The sequence below is a fragment of the Pseudoscardovia suis genome (genome assembly GCF_002797875.1).
In the GTDB taxonomy this organism is placed as follows: Bacteria; Actinomycetota; Actinomycetes; order Actinomycetales; family Bifidobacteriaceae; genus Pseudoscardovia; species Pseudoscardovia suis.
Map to the genome: position 1 here is coordinate 116210 of NZ_PGFC01000005.1, position 17310 is coordinate 133519.

A 17310-nucleotide genomic window follows, 5' to 3' on the forward strand; every position below is an offset into this window, starting at 1 on the left:
TCTACATTCCATGGGAATCCACCACAATTATCTTTACTGGCACCAGACTGGCGGTCTACCCTACTGCTGATACCCTGATCCACATTCCATGGATACCTCACTGACACGATTTCCATACCTCAAACTACATGTTGACTGATTCTTCATTCGTACCTATGCAGCCCTGCGCATTCTTTGGATCCTTGCCCGCCACGGCTTTCATGCACCGAGATGCCAGTACCCGAATCTCCAATTCTCGATGAAAAACTCAGGGCGCCACGTGCAGTCCGTACAGTACCCTCAACACTTTCTGAGGGTGACCGCTCAGACACCGGTCACAAGACCCCACAATGACAACGGTTCCTCTGTGAGCGCAACACGGTATGCAATAATGAAGCAAACAATCGTCCCGGAGGTCATATGGCTGGCAATCTGTTCGCTTCTCACAGTCAATCAGGCATCTCGCTCTCAGGCGCAAACAGCCAACGGATATCATTCAAACCCGCTCAGGGCGTTAGTCTCGCCACGACGGGACTTTCCTTGACTTCACCTGCTCGAGACGCTTCTCAGGCATCCGCCTCGGTGTCTCCTCAGACGCCTTCTCAAGCGAACGAAACGTATGATGTCGTTATCATAGGTTCCGGTCCTGCAGGCTACACCGCTGCCATTTATCTGGGACGCGCTGGTTATCGACCGCATATTTTTGGCGGGGAGCTCTCACCTGGAGGCCAGCTCACCACAACCACTGAAGTCGAGAACTTCCCAGGTTTTCCCGATGGCATCCAAGGACCTGAACTCATGGATCGCATGAAACAACAGGCTCTCCGTTTTGGAGCCACCATCGAAAACGTCGATGTGACAACGTTGGCGCGTGATTCTGATTCTGGCTCAAACTCAACTCCTGACAGCTTCATAATCAACACCAGCACTGGCGCCGCTCATCGCAGCAAGGCGGTGATTGTGAGCACTGGTTCGCATCATCGCACGCTTGGCGTACCAGGTGAAAAGGAATATTCCGGGCATGGTGTGAGCTACTGCGCGACCTGCGATGGATTCTTCTTCAAAGACAAGCCGATCGCCGTCATCGGCGGTGGAGACTCCGCACTTACCGAAGCGCTGTTTTTGGCGAAGTTTGGCTCCCATGTCACGATTGTGCATCGCCGCGATGCATTCAGAGCTTCCCAATCCCTTGTCGATAAGGTGATGGCGAATCCAAAGATTTCTGTGGAATGGAGCAGTGTCACAAAGCAAATCAATGGTGACGGCACGGCAGCTACAAGCATCACATTGGAACGGGTGGATTCGGAAAACACACGTGAACTTGCAGCCAACGGCATTTTTGTAGCCATTGGAACCGAGCCCAATTCCGCCTTCCTTAATGGTGTGGTTAATACCGATTCACACGGCTATATCACTGTGGATGGCGCTTCAACCCGTACTTCGTTGCCTGGCGTCTTCGCAGCAGGTGATGTCGTCGATCCGATTTACCAGCAAGCCATTTCAGCTGCAGGAATGGGATGCCGCGCCGCCCTCGATGCCCAAGATTGGCTTGAATCCCTGTGACGCTTGTTATGCAGTGACCACAAAACAACTACACAGTAACTACACAGTGGCGATGTTTCACGTGAAACATCGCCACTGTTGCATTCTGCTTTTGTGCACTATCTGATAGCCGACAATCACAATAACCACCTCACAGAAATGCTTCCCGGACTTCACTCCCACAGCAGCTCATGATGTTTCACGTGAAACATCACGGCGCTAAAGATCAGAGCGCCAAAGATCAGAACTCACACCAACACCTAGGCACCTCCACTTCCCACAATCCTCATATTCCCTATTACGCGCACCAATTCCTCCAATGTTTCACGTGAAACATCGCCACTTTTGCATTCTGCTTTTGTGCACTATCCGATGCGATGTCCGACCACCACCCAGCGACCACCTGGCAGATAACCACCCTGCAGATAACCACCTTGCAGAAATGCTCCCCAGGCTTCATTCCCACAACAGCACCTAGGCACGTCCGCTTCCCGCGATCTCCATATTTCCTATTACGCGCGCCAATTCCTCCAATGTTTCACGTGAAACATCGCCACTTTTGCATTCTGCTTTTGTGCACTATCCGATGCGATGTCCGACCACCACAGCAACCACCTCTGGATAAGCATCCTGCGGATAACCACCTTGCAGAAATGCTTCCCTGCTTCATTCCCACAACAATTCGTGATGTTTCACGTGAAACATCACCGCGTAAAGGTCGGATCTCACCCCGGCACGCCTGCTTCCCGCAATCCGCATATCCCTTATTACGCGCGCCAATTCCTCCGATGTTTCACGCGAAACATCGATGTGTAATCCACCCCCAACGCCGAAGAATGCAACACGAAAAGTACACGGAACACCGCTCAGCCGCTGACGCATCATGAATCACAGCGTCACAAACTATCACGGTGATCAACATCGCAAGCAACGATAGGCGCGACATTCGGCAATGTTTCACGTGAAACATCGACGTGTAATCAACTTCCCCAACGTCGAGAGCTGCTGCATAAAACGCACGCGACATGCCTTCCCGATAGGCTGCCGCTTCACGGGCATCTTTACGCCAACAGCCTTCCTGATATCACGCACCGCAAGCAAAGATAGAGGTCTCCTTCAGCGATGTTTCACGTGAAACATCGCTGGGATCAAATATCAGGACTATCTTTCCCCGCTATTCCCCGCGCCAATCCAAGCCACAGCACTTTCGACGAAGAAACAGCACTGCCGAATAACGCGACATTACCCCAGCCTATCTTTATGCAATCCCACATTACCGCAGCCCCATCCGCACTCCCATCAGCTGATATCTCATGCGAACATCGCCTGTTATCGAAGCCAACACCACCGTTCTACTCAACCCCGCTAGAAGCCCTCCCCCTCGTTATAAACGACTGTCACAAAAACCTTCGATAGCTCTGCCCGATCGTCAATGTTTCACGTGAAACATCTTATTGTTGACCTCCATTCCTCTGCCCCATCGTCGACAGGATTTCATCCCCAGCCGCCGCTCACATCCCACATCCCACATCCCACATCCCACATCCCACATCCCACATCCCACATCCAGCGTCCAATGTTTCACGTGAAACATCGCTCACTCTTGAAGCTCACACCACAGCCCCACCCATCTCGATCGCGCTACTTCGTTTTGACCTTGACGCTCCACGCCTTCGACATGCCCCTTCCTTGGTCACCAATGTTTCACGTGAAACCTCTCATTGTTGGCCGCCACTCCTCTGCCCCATCTTCGCCAGGATTTCACTCCACACCCTCGCATCTCACACCCAGTGTCCAATGTTTCACGTGAAACATCTCATCTTTACCCACGCACCCCTCTCACCCCGCGCCTTCACATTTTCCAATGTTTCACGGAAACACCGGTTCTTCCCCAAGAATGCAAAAGGGCGGCGGCATCACCCCGGAAGGTGACACCGCCGCCCATGCCAGGCAACGCCCAGGCTGACACTGCCGGCAAGCAGCCCATACCGGCACCGCCCGCGCGAGCAACGCACCAGCCGCGTTAGCGTCAGCTGACTCGCCGAGCACATCTCAGCGAGCGCCAGCAAACGCTGAACCAGGCATCACGCCACGAGAGACGCGAACTGGCTGTTATACAGGTTCGCATAGAACCCATTAGCATCAAGCAGCTGCTCGTGCGTACCACGCTCGATGATCTCGCCGTGATTCATCACAAGAATCTGGTCAGCATTGCGAATCGTGCTGAGCCGGTGAGCAATCACGATGCTGGTACGCCCCTGCGAGAGCTTATCCATAGCAATCTGGATAAGCTCCTCGGTGCGAGTATCAACAGATGAGGTAGCCTCGTCGAGAATCAGAATCGGCGCATCCTGCACCATCGCTCGGGCAATGGTCAACAACTGCTTCTGCCCGGCCGACAAGGCAGCCTTGTCATCCAGCACAGTGTCATATCCATTGGGCAGAGATTCGATGAACTTATCAAGGCCCACTGCCTTGCAGGCATTGCGCACCTGCTCGTCGGTCACGCCTTGCTTGTCGTAGATGACGTTTTCTTTGACCGTGCCTTGGAACACCCAGGTGTCTTGAAGCACCATGGCGAATTGCTTATGCACTTCGCTCCGCGGAATCTCAGTGGTCGGCACACCATCGATGCGAATCTGACCTCCATCGAGCTCATAGAAACGCATGAGCAAATTCACCATCGTCGTCTTGCCAGCGCCAGTCGGCCCCACAAGAGCGATCTTCTGCCCCGCAGATGCATGGGCGGTGAAATCGCGAATGATGGGCTTGCCAGGCTTATAGCTGAAGTCCACATGGTCGAAGTCGACATCGCCGCGCGCACGATCACCCAACGCATCGCTCTCATGCGCATGGCCTGCTGCGGCCTCGATTTCAGCGCGCTTCTGAGCGAAAGTTCCCTGGGCGTCGGTGCTCATCTCCTGCTGCTCCAAGAAGCCGAAGACGCGTTCCGACGCAGCCGCGCAACGCTGCAGATTTTGCAATGCCTGCGCGAACTGTGCAAGGGGCTGCGTGAACAGTCGGATGTACATCATGAACGCCACGATCACACCGAACTCGATTTTGCCATCCATCGCCAAGGCAGCGCCGACAACGCACACCGCCACGTAACCCAGGTTGCCGATGAACGTCATGAGAGGCATCATCAGGCCCGACAGGAACTGGGACTTCCATCCCGACTGATACAGGCTGTCGTTGTATTTCTCAAACTGCCTGATTGAATCAGCCTCACCGGAATACGCCTTGACGATCACGTGTCCGGCATACATTTCTTCCACGTGACCGTTGGTCTGGCCGAGGGCGACCTGCTGCTGCGTGAAGTACTTCTGCGACACCATCATGATCACTGACATCAGAATCATGCCGATGACGCTCACGCCGATTGCGGTGAGGGTCATCGTGACATTGTTGGCGAACATCATGATGAGCGCGCCAATGAACAGCGTGACCGACGTGACCAAAGCGCCCAGCGACTGACCAAGCGTCTGGCCAATGGCATCCACATCATTGGTGATGAGACTCAGCACATCGCCATTGCTTGTGTTGTCGAAGTAGCGAAGCGGCAACCTATTGATTTTCTTCGACACATCATCGCGCAGCGACTGAGCGGCTTTCTGGCTGACAGTCGCCATGATCCAGCTCTGCATATAGCTAAGCAGCGCGTAACCCGCATAGAGCGCAATCAGCGTGAAGGCGATACGATTCACAGCGGCGAAATCAATGCTTCGAAGCACCGGCTTGCCTTCCACGATGGCGGGCAGGCCGTTGACGATTTCGTTCGTGATGTCTTTGATTTTGTTCGGACCAATGATCTGGCACACGGTGCCGACAGCGCCGAGCACCACAGCCACCACCACCGCAGGTACATACTTCTTGCAGTAGGCGATGAGTTTGTTCATCGTGGCTTTGAAATCCTGCGGCTTCTCCACCACTCCCCCGCGCATGGGCCCATGCCCACCAGGACGACGTGTCCCTCGGGGCATCGGCCGCGATTGCGACCTTGACTGAGATTGAGTTTCAGACATTTCCAACGTTCCTTTCACATGTTCGCGATATTTCGCGAGAGCGTCCACACACTCAGGACGCGAGTTCGGCTTCCGTCAGCTGACTCTCAGCGATCTGACGGTACACATCGCAGTTCTTCAACAGTTCCTTATGCGTGCCCTTGCCAACCACTCGACCTTGATCAAGCACAACGATCTGGTCGGCATCCATGATGGTGCCGATTCGCTGGGCGACAATGAGCTTCGTGGAATCATGAGCCTGCTTCGCCAAAGCCTGGCGCACATCATGGTCGGTCTGGAAATCAAGCGCCGAGAACGAATCATCGAAAACAAGAATCTCGGGATGACGCCATACTGCGCGTGCGATGGACAGACGCTGCTTCTGACCTCCGGAAATATTCGTGCCGCCTTGGGCGATGGAAGCGTCGTACGTACCATCCATGCGCGTGACAAAATCATCTGCCTGTGCAACGTCGACCGCCTGGCGCACATCATCCATTTGCGCATCGGTCAGCGCCCTGGCAGAGGCGGCCGACATGCGCATCTTCTGGACTTCCTTCAGACCTTGCGCAGTGGAGGTATCAATGAGCTTGACATCGCTCGCCCTCTCGCCCGCGATCGTCTTGCCGTTCTGGCTTCGGTCGCCGAACGCGACATTCGAGGCAACCGTGCCCTTGAACATCACCGCCTGCTGCGGCACATAACCGATTTTGTCGCGCAGCGACTGCACGTCGTAATCGCGCACATCCACGCCGTCCACCAGCACAGCGCCATCGGTCACGTCATACATACGCGGCACCAGGTTCACCAACGTGGTCTTGCCGGAACCGGTGGAACCAATGAAAGCCACGGTCTGGCCCTTCTGCGCAGTGAAGCTCACGTGCTCGAGCATTGGTTCGCGGGAATCCGGATACGCAAAGCTCACGTCGCGGAATTCCACCTGCCCGCGAATCGGTTCGCCACTAGCATCGTTCACACCATCGCGGCGAGCGCCGTCCGTGATGCGCGGCGTGGTGTCGAGCACCTCCAGGATTCGCTTGGCGGAAACGTCAGCACGTGGCCACAGCACGAACACCATGCTCATCATCAGGAAGCTCATGATGATCTGGATTGCGTAGCTGGAGAACACAACCATGTTCGAGAAAAGCGTGAGCTTGTCCATGAGCCCCGCAGCATCGATGAGATACGCGCCGATCCAATAAATCGCCAGCGTCAGGCCATTCATCACCGTGTTCATCAATGGCATCATGATGGACATTGCGCGGTTCGTATACAGCTGCGTGTTGGTGAGGTCGTCATTGGCTTTGTCGAATTTCTTCTGCTGGTAGTTCTCGGCATTGTATGCACGCACCACTCGCAAACCGGTGAGGTTTTCGCGGGCAACACGGTTGATGTTGTCGGTGAGCGTCTGCATGCTGCGGAATTTCGGCATGACCTTGACCATGATGATTCCCACCGCTCCCAGCACAAGCACGGTCGAGACCGCGGTGGCGATGGACCAGTCAACGCCCTTACCGGCAATCTTGACGATTGCCCATACCGCCATGATCGGTGATTGCACGAGCATCAGCAAACCCATGGTGATGAACTGCTGGATTTGCGTCACGTCGTTGGTTGATCGCGTGATGAGGCTGGCGGTCGAGAATTTGCCGATTTCTTCAAGCCCGAAGGATTCCACGCGGCGGAATTCAAGCGAGCGCAGCCTCTGTGTGAATGACGCCGCCACGCGTGCCGTGATGAATCCCACCGCCACCGTGGTGATCATTGCTGCGAATGCAACGCCGAGCATCTTGCCGCCGGCAACCCACACATCATGCATTTTGCTGCCAGGGGTTTCCACAAGCGTCGTGATGTCTGCCATGTAATCGGGAAGCTTGAGCTGCAGGTAGACGCCCGCCACAATGAATATCAATCCTAGGAATAGTTGGAACCACTCGGATTTCGAGAGGTATTTGCAAATTTTGATCACGATTCGTTGCCTTTCTGATCGTCGGATTCGACCACTGGTTCAGCTGCAGTTGTTGTCGTTTCTGCGGGTGCCACAGATTCCGAGGATGCTGCAAAAGTCGGGGATGGTTTGGATTCCGAAGAAGCCTTGGATGTTGAGCCGGCCGCGGTTGCCGAAGACGCCGCGGAGGATTGCGCGCTCCCCTCTGTTATGAATTCCTGATACCGCTGTGCAAAAAGCGCAGCCACGTCTTTTTCTTCGGGGAATGGTTTGCATGGCCGCAGCAGGCTCAGATACGACATGAATTCTGCAAGCAACTGCAAGAAGCGCTCGGTATCTTCATCACCCATGTGGTCGAATACCCATGCTGTGCACGCATCAATCATCTTGCGATGCTCTTCGATGGCTTCTGTTCCGGAATCGGTGAGCGACACCAGCACCCTGCGGCGATTGCTTGGATCGATTGTACGCACAATCCAGCCTTTGCGCTCCAGGGCGCTGAGGATTGCAGAGATTCGACCAGGCGTATTGCCAGTGTTTTCGGCAAGCTTGCTTGGCGTCAGTTGCGCACCATCGGTCAGCTGTCGCATCACCGCCACTTCACCGCGTCGGCTGATGGAAACGTGTTCCATCGCCATCGGCCGGCACTTGCGCATAATGCGGAATATGAGTTCCACATCTTCTTGTCGAGCCAATAAACGTTCTCCTTCCGTATTCCGTTCGCCAGATTCGATCTTTGAGGTCTCGGGTTGCATCGACACCATGGGATGAAGTCCGGGAAGCGCCGTGACCGCGACCGCAACAGTCTGTGCAACGACCACCAGTAATGACTAGCCGCAGAGTTGCGGATATCTGATTGCCGATACCAGTGGCGGTATCAATAAGTCGACGGGCAGTAACCAGGTCAGTGGAAACCACAGCACCTGATAACCAAGAAGCCGAGGCCTCAAGACGATTGGTAAGACTGCTGGCGATTCCGCCAAAGGAAATGATTTTTAACGTTTATTATTCATAGTATGAATTATTTTCAGTGTCAAATCTAAATACTGAAAATAACTGAGCAAGTCAAAAACTAAGGCAAACAAAGCATAAACGTGACAAGCCCACACCGCGCGCGAACCATTCCCCACCGCGCGCCAAACCGCCCCTAGACAGCGCATGCCGCCCCGTCACCCCAGGACCACAGGCATGCCCGCACAACAAAACATCAACAACCCCACTGCCCAAACTCACTGACGGCACCACTGTATCCGTCACCCAAGGCCGTAGTTGCCACCGCCCACCAATTCACGCCTGCCGAGCAGCCATCAAACTATCGAGGGCCACATACAGGGAATCCAGCAGACGACGACTCTCCGACGCAACCTTCTTCCCGGGTGCCGTCAGGGAATATTCACCGCTTTTTTCATCATGCAGCATCAGGCCATCGTCGACCAACGCCCGAAGGGTCATCGAAAGCATGCGATCGCTGATTCCCCCGATGCGATCCGAGAACTGTCCAAAGTGCATGTTCCCGTCAAGCAACGCAACAAGGACCAGGATGCTCCATCGTTTCGTCACGTCGTTAAGGAGTTTGCGGGACAGACACTGTGCGGAAAAGACATCAAAATGATGCGGATTGGCATAGTCCTCGGTTGTCTGGGTTTCTGGCATGTTCTTAATTGTAACCGCAACACGCCGATTGTACTTACATGATGTTAGTGATATATTGAACTCAACGCTTACAAATTGTTAGCCCTTCTGGCTGAATTGAGTATCACGCCACATTCGTCGTGTGATTGATTCGATACTGGCAGATTCAGAAGATCAGCAATCTGAGAGCGACAGCAACCGAATCAGCACCCCACAATTAAGGAGCACAATATGTCTGCTGTGACCATTTTCGGCAAGGGCAACATGGGTACCGCCATCAAGAGCGTTTTCGAGGATGCCGGCGCCACCATTCAGGCCCTTGATTCCCACGACGAGAATCCAACCATCCAGGGTGACATCGTTGTGCTCGCTGTGCCGTATCCCGCGCTGGCTTCCATCGCCAAGCAGTATGGCGATCAGCTTGCAGGCAAGACGGTCGTTGACATCACGAATCCGTTGGATTTCTCCACCTTCGATTCGCTTGTCGTGCCGGCCGACTCCTCCGCAGCTGCCGAGCTTCAGAAGCTGCTTCCCCAGTCCCACGTGCTCAAGGCATTCAATACCGTGTTTGCCGCCAACATCGCCTCCAAGAAGACTGGCGACGCGCAGTCCACCGTGCTCGTTGCCGGCGATGACGCAAACGCAAAGGACGCATTCATCGACCTGGTTAAGGCCGGCGGACTCAACGCCATCGACGCAGGAACCCTGAAGCGTGCTCGCGAACTCGAAGCTGTAGGATTCCTGCAGCTCGCCCTCGCCGTCCAGAAGAAGATCAGCTTCACCGCAGGCTTCGCAATCTATCAGTGAGCTTATAGTGTGAGCGGAGCCTATCGGTGAACGCAACTTACCGGTAAGCACAACTTTTACCGGTAAGCACAAGCACCTTCGTGCTTCTGTCTTTGGTTGCCAATAACGGCAAACCGTCAATACAAAGGCAACCTCAATACAAAGGCAACCTCAATATCTAGACAGAACGATAGAAGCGTCAGATTAGACGAGCCGAAGACTTAGCAGCCACCCACACATAGCAATCACCCATAAATAGCAATCACCTATAAATACTGATGGCAGGCGCCAGCACTATGGCGCCTGCCATCATCATTTATGAGATCTTTCCTGTCTATAGACCTGACTCAGGTCATGTCAAGTTGTCACACCCAGCCATTGTCGGAGCCGGCACCCGACTCATCTTGCGCACCTATGAGATTCATGATGCGCGCAAGATCCTCTTCCGACGAGAAGGTGATTTCAATCTTGCCTTTCTTGCGGGTACCGCGAATATCGACCTTCGTCTCGAAGCGATCTTCCAGGCGCTTGAGCTCATCGGACCCTTGCCAAATAGAAGGCTTCGCCTGACGGTGTTGCTTGGTCTCGGCGCCGTTCTTCATCGCCACGATTTCTTCAGTGCTGCGCACTGACAATCCTTCAGCAATGATGCGATTCGCCAACGGCTCCATCTGCTTGACATCAGTCAGCGCCAGCAATGCGCGGGCATGGCCTGCCGATAACACACCTGCCGCGACTTTCTTCTGCACAGTTGCAGGAAGCTGAAGCAAGCGCAGCGTGTTCGTGATTTGAGAACGAGACTTTGATACCGACTGGGCCAACTCCGCCTGGGTGATGTGGAAGTCATCAATCATCTGCTGATAGGCAGCTGCCTCTTCCAACGGGTTCAATGCCACACGATGCAGATTCTCCAACACCGCGTCACGAAGCATATCCTCGTCAGACGTGGTGCGAATCAATGCAGGAATGGCGTCGATGCCGGCGATCTTGGCAGCGCGCAGCCGACGCTCCCCCATGATTAATTCATAAGGGGCTGTCCAGTTTTCACGCTTGCGCACTACAACCGGTTCGAGCACGCCGACTTCCTTGATGGAATCCGCAAGTTCGCGCAGCTCATCCTCGTCGAAGATGGTGCGGGGCTGATGCTCGTTCGGCGCGATGCTATCAAGCGGAAGCTCGGTGTAATACGCACCGTCCAACGGCTTGAATTCATCCTCAGCTGCAGGCGATGATGAATGCACTGCCACCTGATCATCTTGCCCAGATGCAGCTTGTTCGTTATCGGCCGATTCGCCCTCTGCGGTTCCGACGTGAGACGCATCGGTAACCGTTGCCTTGGCACTATCTCCCACGACCTTATCGACAGCCGCCCCTACTGTCTTCTCGTCAGATGTCGAGGACTTCGCCGGCGCCCCTGCACCGCCATCCCTCGTACCACGGTGCACCGGCGGTTCATCATCCCCAAGATCGAAGAACAGATCTGCCGGATGCAAGGAATCCATCAGCGAAGGTATCTTCGGGCGGGCTGACTTCTGATGACCTTTCTCAAAAGCACTTCTGCTGCCTTGGGCGTTTCCAGCCAATGTTTCACGTGAAACATCGCTCCGCTTATCTCGCGCATTATCCGCAGCACCCGACACAGCACCCTGAGAGTTACCGACGGATGTTTCACGTGAAACATCCGTGGAAGCACTGGCGGAAACGGTCTTCACAGCTTCTGGTTCTTGAGAGGCAACAGCCTTCTCGGTAGATGCCGTCGCTGATGATGTTTCACGTGAAACATCGCCTGCAAGTGGAATTGTAGGAAAGAGGGAATTCGGCTTCGGCTTGGCCTGATCTTGTTGAAGCGTGGGGAACAGTGTGCCAAGGCCCTTTCCCAGACGCGAATGTGAACTCACTCCATCCTCCTTATCAGTTTTCAAGCATCTTCAGGACTTTATCGGAACGCTTGGTGATTTCAAGCGCAGCCTTGCGATATGAAACAGCACCGATTCCCTTAGGATCATACGTGATAACCGTTTCACCATGGCTAGGAGCCTCAGCCAATTTGACTGCCGAGGGAATGACCGTCTTCAGCACGACTTCCGGATAATGCTGCGCGACCTGGTCGTAGACCTCTTTGCTGAGGATGGTTCGACGGTCATACATCGTGGCAAGCATTGCCGAAATGATCAGATGAGGATTCATGCTGTCCTGCACCTTCTGGATGCTATCGAGCAGCTGGGAAAGACCTTCGATGGCGTAGTACTGGGTCTGAACCGGAATCAGCACCTCATGCACCGCAGTCAGGGCGTTGAGCACCAGCAGACCGATGCTCGGCGGGCAATCAATCACAACATAGTCATAATGCTTGGGGCTTGCCTCAAGGTATGCGTTCAATGCATCGCGGAGCAAGAACCAGCGGTCATCCAGATCAGCAATTTCAAGCTCAGTGCCACTGAGGGCCAGAGTGCTAGGCACCACGTCAAGGTCATCAAAGTCGGCGCACTTCTGCACAGCGTCTTGCAATGCAATGCGCTTCTCGATGGCGTCATAGACAGAAGGCGTGCCAACCGCATGCTGAATGCCAAAAGCGGAGGATGCATTGCCCTGAGGATCCATATCGATGAAGAGCACGCTCATGCCGGCCTCAGCCCAAGCGGCGGCAAGATTCACGGCAGTCGTTGTCTTACCAACTCCGCCCTTCTGATTGGCGACCGCAATCAAGCGTGTGCGAGCAGGCTTCGGAAAGTCGGTCTTGTCGAGCTTGTCCTGCGCAAGGTGACTTTGCGCCAGCTCTCCCCCAACGCCCGAGGAGGAATTACCGAAGATACGGTTCAACACTTCAGTTGCTGTCTCGAAATGTTCTTCGTCGCCCAATGTTTCACGTGAAACTTCTGCCATCAATCCTCCCTGATCAGCAGTAGTGGAGTTGCCAATAACCATAATCCATAATCGTCGACCAGCGACTCACTTTGCAAACTGAAAAAGCATTTGTGGATAACCTTTTCCGCAAAAGTCACTTATCCACAGTCAGTGTAGTCGCCACCCCGCCATAACAACGATGCACAAACAACTGGCTCACATCAACAAAGAAAAAGCCCGGAAAGAGATTCCGGGCTTTTCAGAGAGATGAAGAAGAAAAAGGGGATTCATTTATGAGAAGGGAGATATCTTCTCGGCCAGCTTAGCTGGCTGATTCACAGTAAACGCATCAAACCTTAGTGTTCGCACGGCGTTTCGCTGAGAATAACCTTAAAGTTTGAACTCGCTGCTGCTTCGTGCTGGCATCTATGGCCTCAGCACCTCCTTCTTCACATGGCACCTTCACATGGCACCCCGCATCGAGCCTTCTTCCACGGTCTTTCTGCAGCGTTTCCCGCGATACCCTTCCACGACTCCTTCTTCCACGGTGTCTATTTCCAGGGTATCTGCTTCATGATGCCTGCTCTTGTGTGCATCATCGGCAGCACGGACCACGCACACCACATGCGCACCGTGTGCAGCCCAGAGCGTACCTGCTGCGAATCCGCCTCGATAATTAGCGCTTGTCCACGATCACCACGTGGGTAGATTCCAGCCCTGGCGCCACCGGCGCTTCGACAACGCGCGGATTGACGCCACCATGCTTGCGAATTTCCTTCGCCGCCTTGTCAATCTCAGCTTGGGCTGAACGACCCTTCAACGCTACAAGACGACCATGCGAACGCACCAAAGGCAACGCCCAGCCAGAAAGCTTGGTCATCGGTGCCACTGCACGGCACGTCACCACGTCAAATCCTGGATGAATCGGAACCTCCTCGGCACGCGCACGAAGCACGGTGACGTTGCTCAGGCCCATGAGCTCCACGCACTCATTGAGCCATTCCACGCGGCGTTCCATGGGTTCAATCAACGTGACAGGGATGTTAGGCAGCATCGACGCCACAATCAGCCCCGGGAATCCGCCGCCCGAACCAATATCCGCCACAGACGCCTTCTTGCGACCGGCGAGACGGTCCTCCCCCAACGCTTCTTTGATGAAGGGCACGATTGCAGCGCTGTTAAGAATATGGCGCTCCCAAATGATTGACACATCACGGGGACCGATGAGACCACGCGGCTCCCCTTCGTTTTCAAGCTTGGTGTGGAACAGCGTAAGCGGCTCCAAGGCATCGCCCAACACATCCGCCACGATGGGAGATCCGTTCAGTTCATCCACCATGTCCATCCTCCTGTCCATATTCCTTCCAGCCATTCCTGTAGGGAATCCTCAGGGAACTCCCCGATTATCCCCGTGGGAATTCTTGGGAACCGCCTTTACATCACGGAACTTGCAACAACCACCGTCTGATATCAAGCCTTGGCGTCAAACAATGGGGGCACAGCGCCAACCGACCGCATCATTTTGGGCATAAGAAAAGGGTTGCGCCTAGCATTATAAGCTCACTAGACACAACCCCCGAGAAATCACAATTATTCACCCGGAAGGGCGCTGGAAAAGTTACCTTGTAGTAGCCTTTCCGATTTCTAAGATACCATGATTCGTCGCGACACGCCGGGCGTTCGAGAAATATTGGTGATTCCTTTTTCACTCTCCCAGCTTTTGTGCACAGTTTTCACAAAACTGTAGATTTGTTGGAATACCAACGTTTTTCAACACTTATTGTTCATCTTCGCTTCTCCTTACAGTAACTTATGTGTTCATTATGTGAAAATATGAAACAATCGCTGCGTTCAACAACATCGAAAATGATTGGCAGACGTGCATGTTCGATATCTGTTCGATACCCGAATACACCACTTCTTTACGCCTCATCATGCATGGCACCAATCACAGCGCCCGCAAATCACAGACGCTTGCACGCAACTGCCTCATACACATAACCGGTGCATACACGACTGACGCCCACAAAGCGGTGGGCGGATGCCGTATGACATCCGCCCACTGACCTTTAAGAATCTGCCACCAGAAACCTGTTGCCGAGAACCCTCGCCGGGAGTCATCCATCAGAAATGCCAAGCCGCCAACCCAGCCAGACTGCCGAGCCAGCTAAGTTCCGAGCCTACCAAGTTCGGAGCCAGCCAAGCTCCACGCCAGCTAAGTTCCGAGCCAGCCAACCTCTACCTGCGAACCAAGCTCCACGCCAGCCAGGTTCCCACGCCGCTACTCAGAATCCGCCAGATCCTCTTCGTCGACATCGTCCGCATCGGGATCCTCTTCATCCGGATCCTCAGCGTCCGTATCGTCGACGATATCCTCATCTGCGACATCCGCGGCATCCGCATCGACACCCGCATCAGCACCAGCCTCAACCTCGTCATCGGCATCGCGCACATCAGGCTCGTCGGCGGGGCGCAGACCGGTGATGAAATCACCATCGTCGTAATTGCCGTCTTCGCCGTCATCTTCTTCATCATCCGAAGACTGAGACCTGAGGTAAATCGTCACGTAACGCTGGGGTTCCGCGCCATGAGAACGCGAGCGCAGGCCTTCTTCACGCACAATATCGTGCACGATCTTGCGCTCGAAGGAATTCATTGCATCCAGGCTCACAGGCTCGCCGGTCTCGCGCACCTCGTCAATCGCATCAAGCACTTCCTCGCGAATGTGCTTGCGCTTGCGGGTAAGAAAACCGTCCACATCAAGGATGAGGCGGGACCGCTCCCCTGTGCGCTGCTGCACGGCCAGGCGGGTGAGCTGCTGCAAGGCATTGACGACTTCGCCATCCTTGCCAATCAAATGCTTGATGTCGGAATCATCATCAGCCACGATCTGCACCACGGGGCGCCCATTGCGGATGCCCATCTCGATGTCGCCTTCGTAGTCGACGATATCCAACAGTCCTTCCAGGTAATCGGCCGCAATGTCAGCCTCATCATTGAGCTGGTCGACGGTCTTGTCCTCGTCTTCAGACATAGGGATTTCTCCTTACTTACACACGTAATCTCCTAGTCTACCGAACAATGGGCGGTGACGCGACCGTCAACGCCGCACAGCAGGCATAAAAAAATCCGTTGACGCGGCGTCGGACCCTCGTCAACGGATTGCAGTGTGCAGCAAGCAGCTTGGGTTTACTTCTTCTTGCGGCGGTTCTTGCGGGTGGGCTGGTAGCGCTGCCCCTGCCCCTTGTTTTCGGCAGCAGCCTCCTTGGCCTTGGCAAGCTCCTCCTCTTCGATGCTGGGCAGGCCTTCACGCTTGCGGCGGGACTCCTCGCGCTTGTAATCACGCTTCTGCTTGTCCTCTGCGGCCGGGGAGCCAGGGGTCGGCATGCTGTGCACCTGCCAGAACGTCTGCGCCAAGGTCCAGCAGTTGTTGGTGAGCCAGTAGATGAGCACAGCGAACGGGAACGCCAAGCCAGAGAAGATGTACATGAACGGGAAGGTGAGCGCCATGATCATCTGGGAGCGATACGCCTGGCCTTGCTGGGCGGCCTTGGGGGTGTTGCGCCTGATGTTGTGGAACTGCGAGTAGAACATCGTGAAGCACATGAGCGCGATGAAGATACCAATCGTCACCTTACCGCCGGCATCGACTTCCGTGAACATGGAGCTCAGGTGGATGTTGAACACCGGGGTGTTCTGGATGTCTTCCGCAGTGCTGACGTTGAACGCACCGTAGGGCGTGCGCTGTCCATTGGCGACATAGCGCACGGACGACAGCACGTAGAACATAGTCATGAAGACAGGCGACTGGATGAGCGCCGGCAGGCACGACCCCATCGGGTTGGCGCCGTTCTCTTGGTAGAGCTTCATCGTTTCGCGGCTCATCGCCTCGCGGCTGGCCGGATCGTTCTTGCCCTTGTACTTCTGCTGGATGTGCTGGAGCTTGGGCTGGATCGCCTGCATGCGGCGCATGGACTTCATCTGCTTGATGAACAGCGGCAGAATGCACAGTCGCACGAGAACCACGAGCATCACGATCGACAGCACCCAGGCGATTCCCGGACCATCGCTCATGCCAAGGAACACGAAGCCTTTGTGGAAGGCATCGAGCAAATAGGTCATCAGCCATTCCAGGGGATAGAGAAGTCGGTAAAAGAATCCCCAAAAACCACTGTCGAGCGTCATGCGACGGTCTCCTTACCTGTAGTCGTGTTGGTGGATGCGGTCACATTTGATTCGGTGCTGCCACAATCCGCAATGGGATCATCGGAGGAATCAGCATCATTGGCCTCATGGGCCTTGGACCACGTGAATCTGTAAAAAAGCGAAAAAGTGGCGGGCACATCATCGATGCCGCCAGTATTCCACGGCTGGCAGCGCAATAATCGTGCCGCCGCCAAGGCTACGCCCCGGATTACGCCAAATCGTTCAATGGCGGTAAGCGCGTAGGAAGAGCAAGTCGGATAGTATTTGCACCGCGCGGGGAAGCACGGTGAAATCACACGCTGATACCAACGGATGGCAGCGACGCAGACACCCGACATTGCAGTGGCGAACGACCGGCGTTGATGCCGT

General features: G+C 54.7%; 12 protein-coding genes. 2 read left to right on the top strand and 10 right to left on the bottom strand.

Annotated features, from left to right (window positions below; all coding sequences use genetic code 11):
• Positions 1–399 precede the first annotated feature (399 nt).
• A complete protein-coding gene (gene trxB, locus CLV65_RS06730; RefSeq protein ID WP_094690410.1) occupies positions 400–1542 on the top strand; it encodes a thioredoxin-disulfide reductase in 1143 nt (380 codons plus the stop codon).
• Positions 1543–3605: 2063 nt separating this feature from the next.
• On the opposite strand, the gene CLV65_RS06735 is transcribed toward trxB, so the two are convergent.
• From CLV65_RS06735 to CLV65_RS06750, 4 genes are all read right to left on the bottom strand, one after another.
• Positions 3606–5504 carry an ABC transporter ATP-binding protein gene (locus CLV65_RS06735; RefSeq protein ID WP_425319301.1) on the bottom strand — a complete coding sequence of 633 codons (1899 nt, stop codon included), beginning with the start codon at positions 5502–5504 and terminating at the stop codon, positions 3606–3608.
• A gap of 94 nt (positions 5505–5598) precedes the next feature.
• The gene (locus tag CLV65_RS06740) at positions 5599–7494 is read right to left on the bottom strand and encodes an ABC transporter ATP-binding protein (RefSeq protein WP_094690408.1); all 1896 of its coding nucleotides are present in this window, start codon (positions 7492–7494) and stop codon (positions 5599–5601) included.
• The gene (locus tag CLV65_RS06745) at positions 7491–8294 is read right to left on the bottom strand and encodes a MarR family winged helix-turn-helix transcriptional regulator (RefSeq protein WP_157847243.1); all 804 of its coding nucleotides are present in this window, start codon (positions 8292–8294) and stop codon (positions 7491–7493) included. The genes CLV65_RS06740 and CLV65_RS06745 overlap by 4 nt, the downstream gene beginning before the upstream one ends.
• A gap of 466 nt (positions 8295–8760) precedes the next feature.
• Positions 8761–9126 carry a winged helix-turn-helix transcriptional regulator gene (locus CLV65_RS06750; protein WP_094690406.1) on the bottom strand — a complete coding sequence of 122 codons (366 nt, stop codon included), beginning with the start codon at positions 9124–9126 and terminating at the stop codon, positions 8761–8763.
• 210 nt (positions 9127–9336) lie between these two features.
• Between CLV65_RS06750 and CLV65_RS06755 the strand changes: the two genes are divergently transcribed.
• Positions 9337–9912 (top strand): NADPH-dependent F420 reductase, encoded by a 576-nt coding sequence (locus CLV65_RS06755; protein ID WP_094690405.1) that lies wholly within the window; start codon positions 9337–9339, stop codon positions 9910–9912.
• 344 nt (positions 9913–10256) lie between these two features.
• Here the strand turns inward: CLV65_RS06755 and CLV65_RS06760 are convergent, their stop codons facing one another.
• From CLV65_RS06760 to yidD, 6 genes are all read right to left on the bottom strand, one after another.
• A complete protein-coding gene (locus CLV65_RS06760) occupies positions 10257–11384 on the bottom strand; it encodes a ParB/RepB/Spo0J family partition protein (RefSeq protein ID WP_244902349.1) in 1128 nt (375 codons plus the stop codon).
• Between the two features lie 418 nt (positions 11385–11802).
• Entirely contained in the window at positions 11803–12774 is a 972-nt protein-coding gene (locus tag CLV65_RS06765) for a ParA family protein (RefSeq protein WP_094690403.1), read from the bottom strand.
• A 637-nt stretch (positions 12775–13411) separates the two neighbouring features.
• On the bottom strand, positions 13412–14074 hold the full coding sequence (gene rsmG, locus CLV65_RS06770) for a 16S rRNA (guanine(527)-N(7))-methyltransferase RsmG (protein ID WP_094690480.1): 663 nt from the start codon (positions 14072–14074) through the stop codon (positions 13412–13414).
• A gap of 942 nt (positions 14075–15016) precedes the next feature.
• Positions 15017–15769, bottom strand: coding sequence for a Jag family protein (locus tag CLV65_RS09215; protein ID WP_094690402.1), 753 nt, complete (start codon positions 15767–15769; stop codon positions 15017–15019).
• Positions 15770–15924: 155 nt separating this feature from the next.
• A complete protein-coding gene (yidC, locus tag CLV65_RS06780) occupies positions 15925–16920 on the bottom strand; it encodes a membrane protein insertase YidC (RefSeq protein ID WP_094690401.1) in 996 nt (331 codons plus the stop codon).
• Positions 16917–17279: a membrane protein insertion efficiency factor YidD gene (yidD, locus tag CLV65_RS06785; protein WP_211278386.1), complete on the bottom strand. Its 363-nt coding sequence runs from the start codon at positions 17277–17279 to the stop codon at positions 16917–16919. Before yidD ends, yidC begins: the two co-directional genes overlap by 4 nt.
• Between the last annotated feature and the right edge of the window lie 31 nt (positions 17280–17310).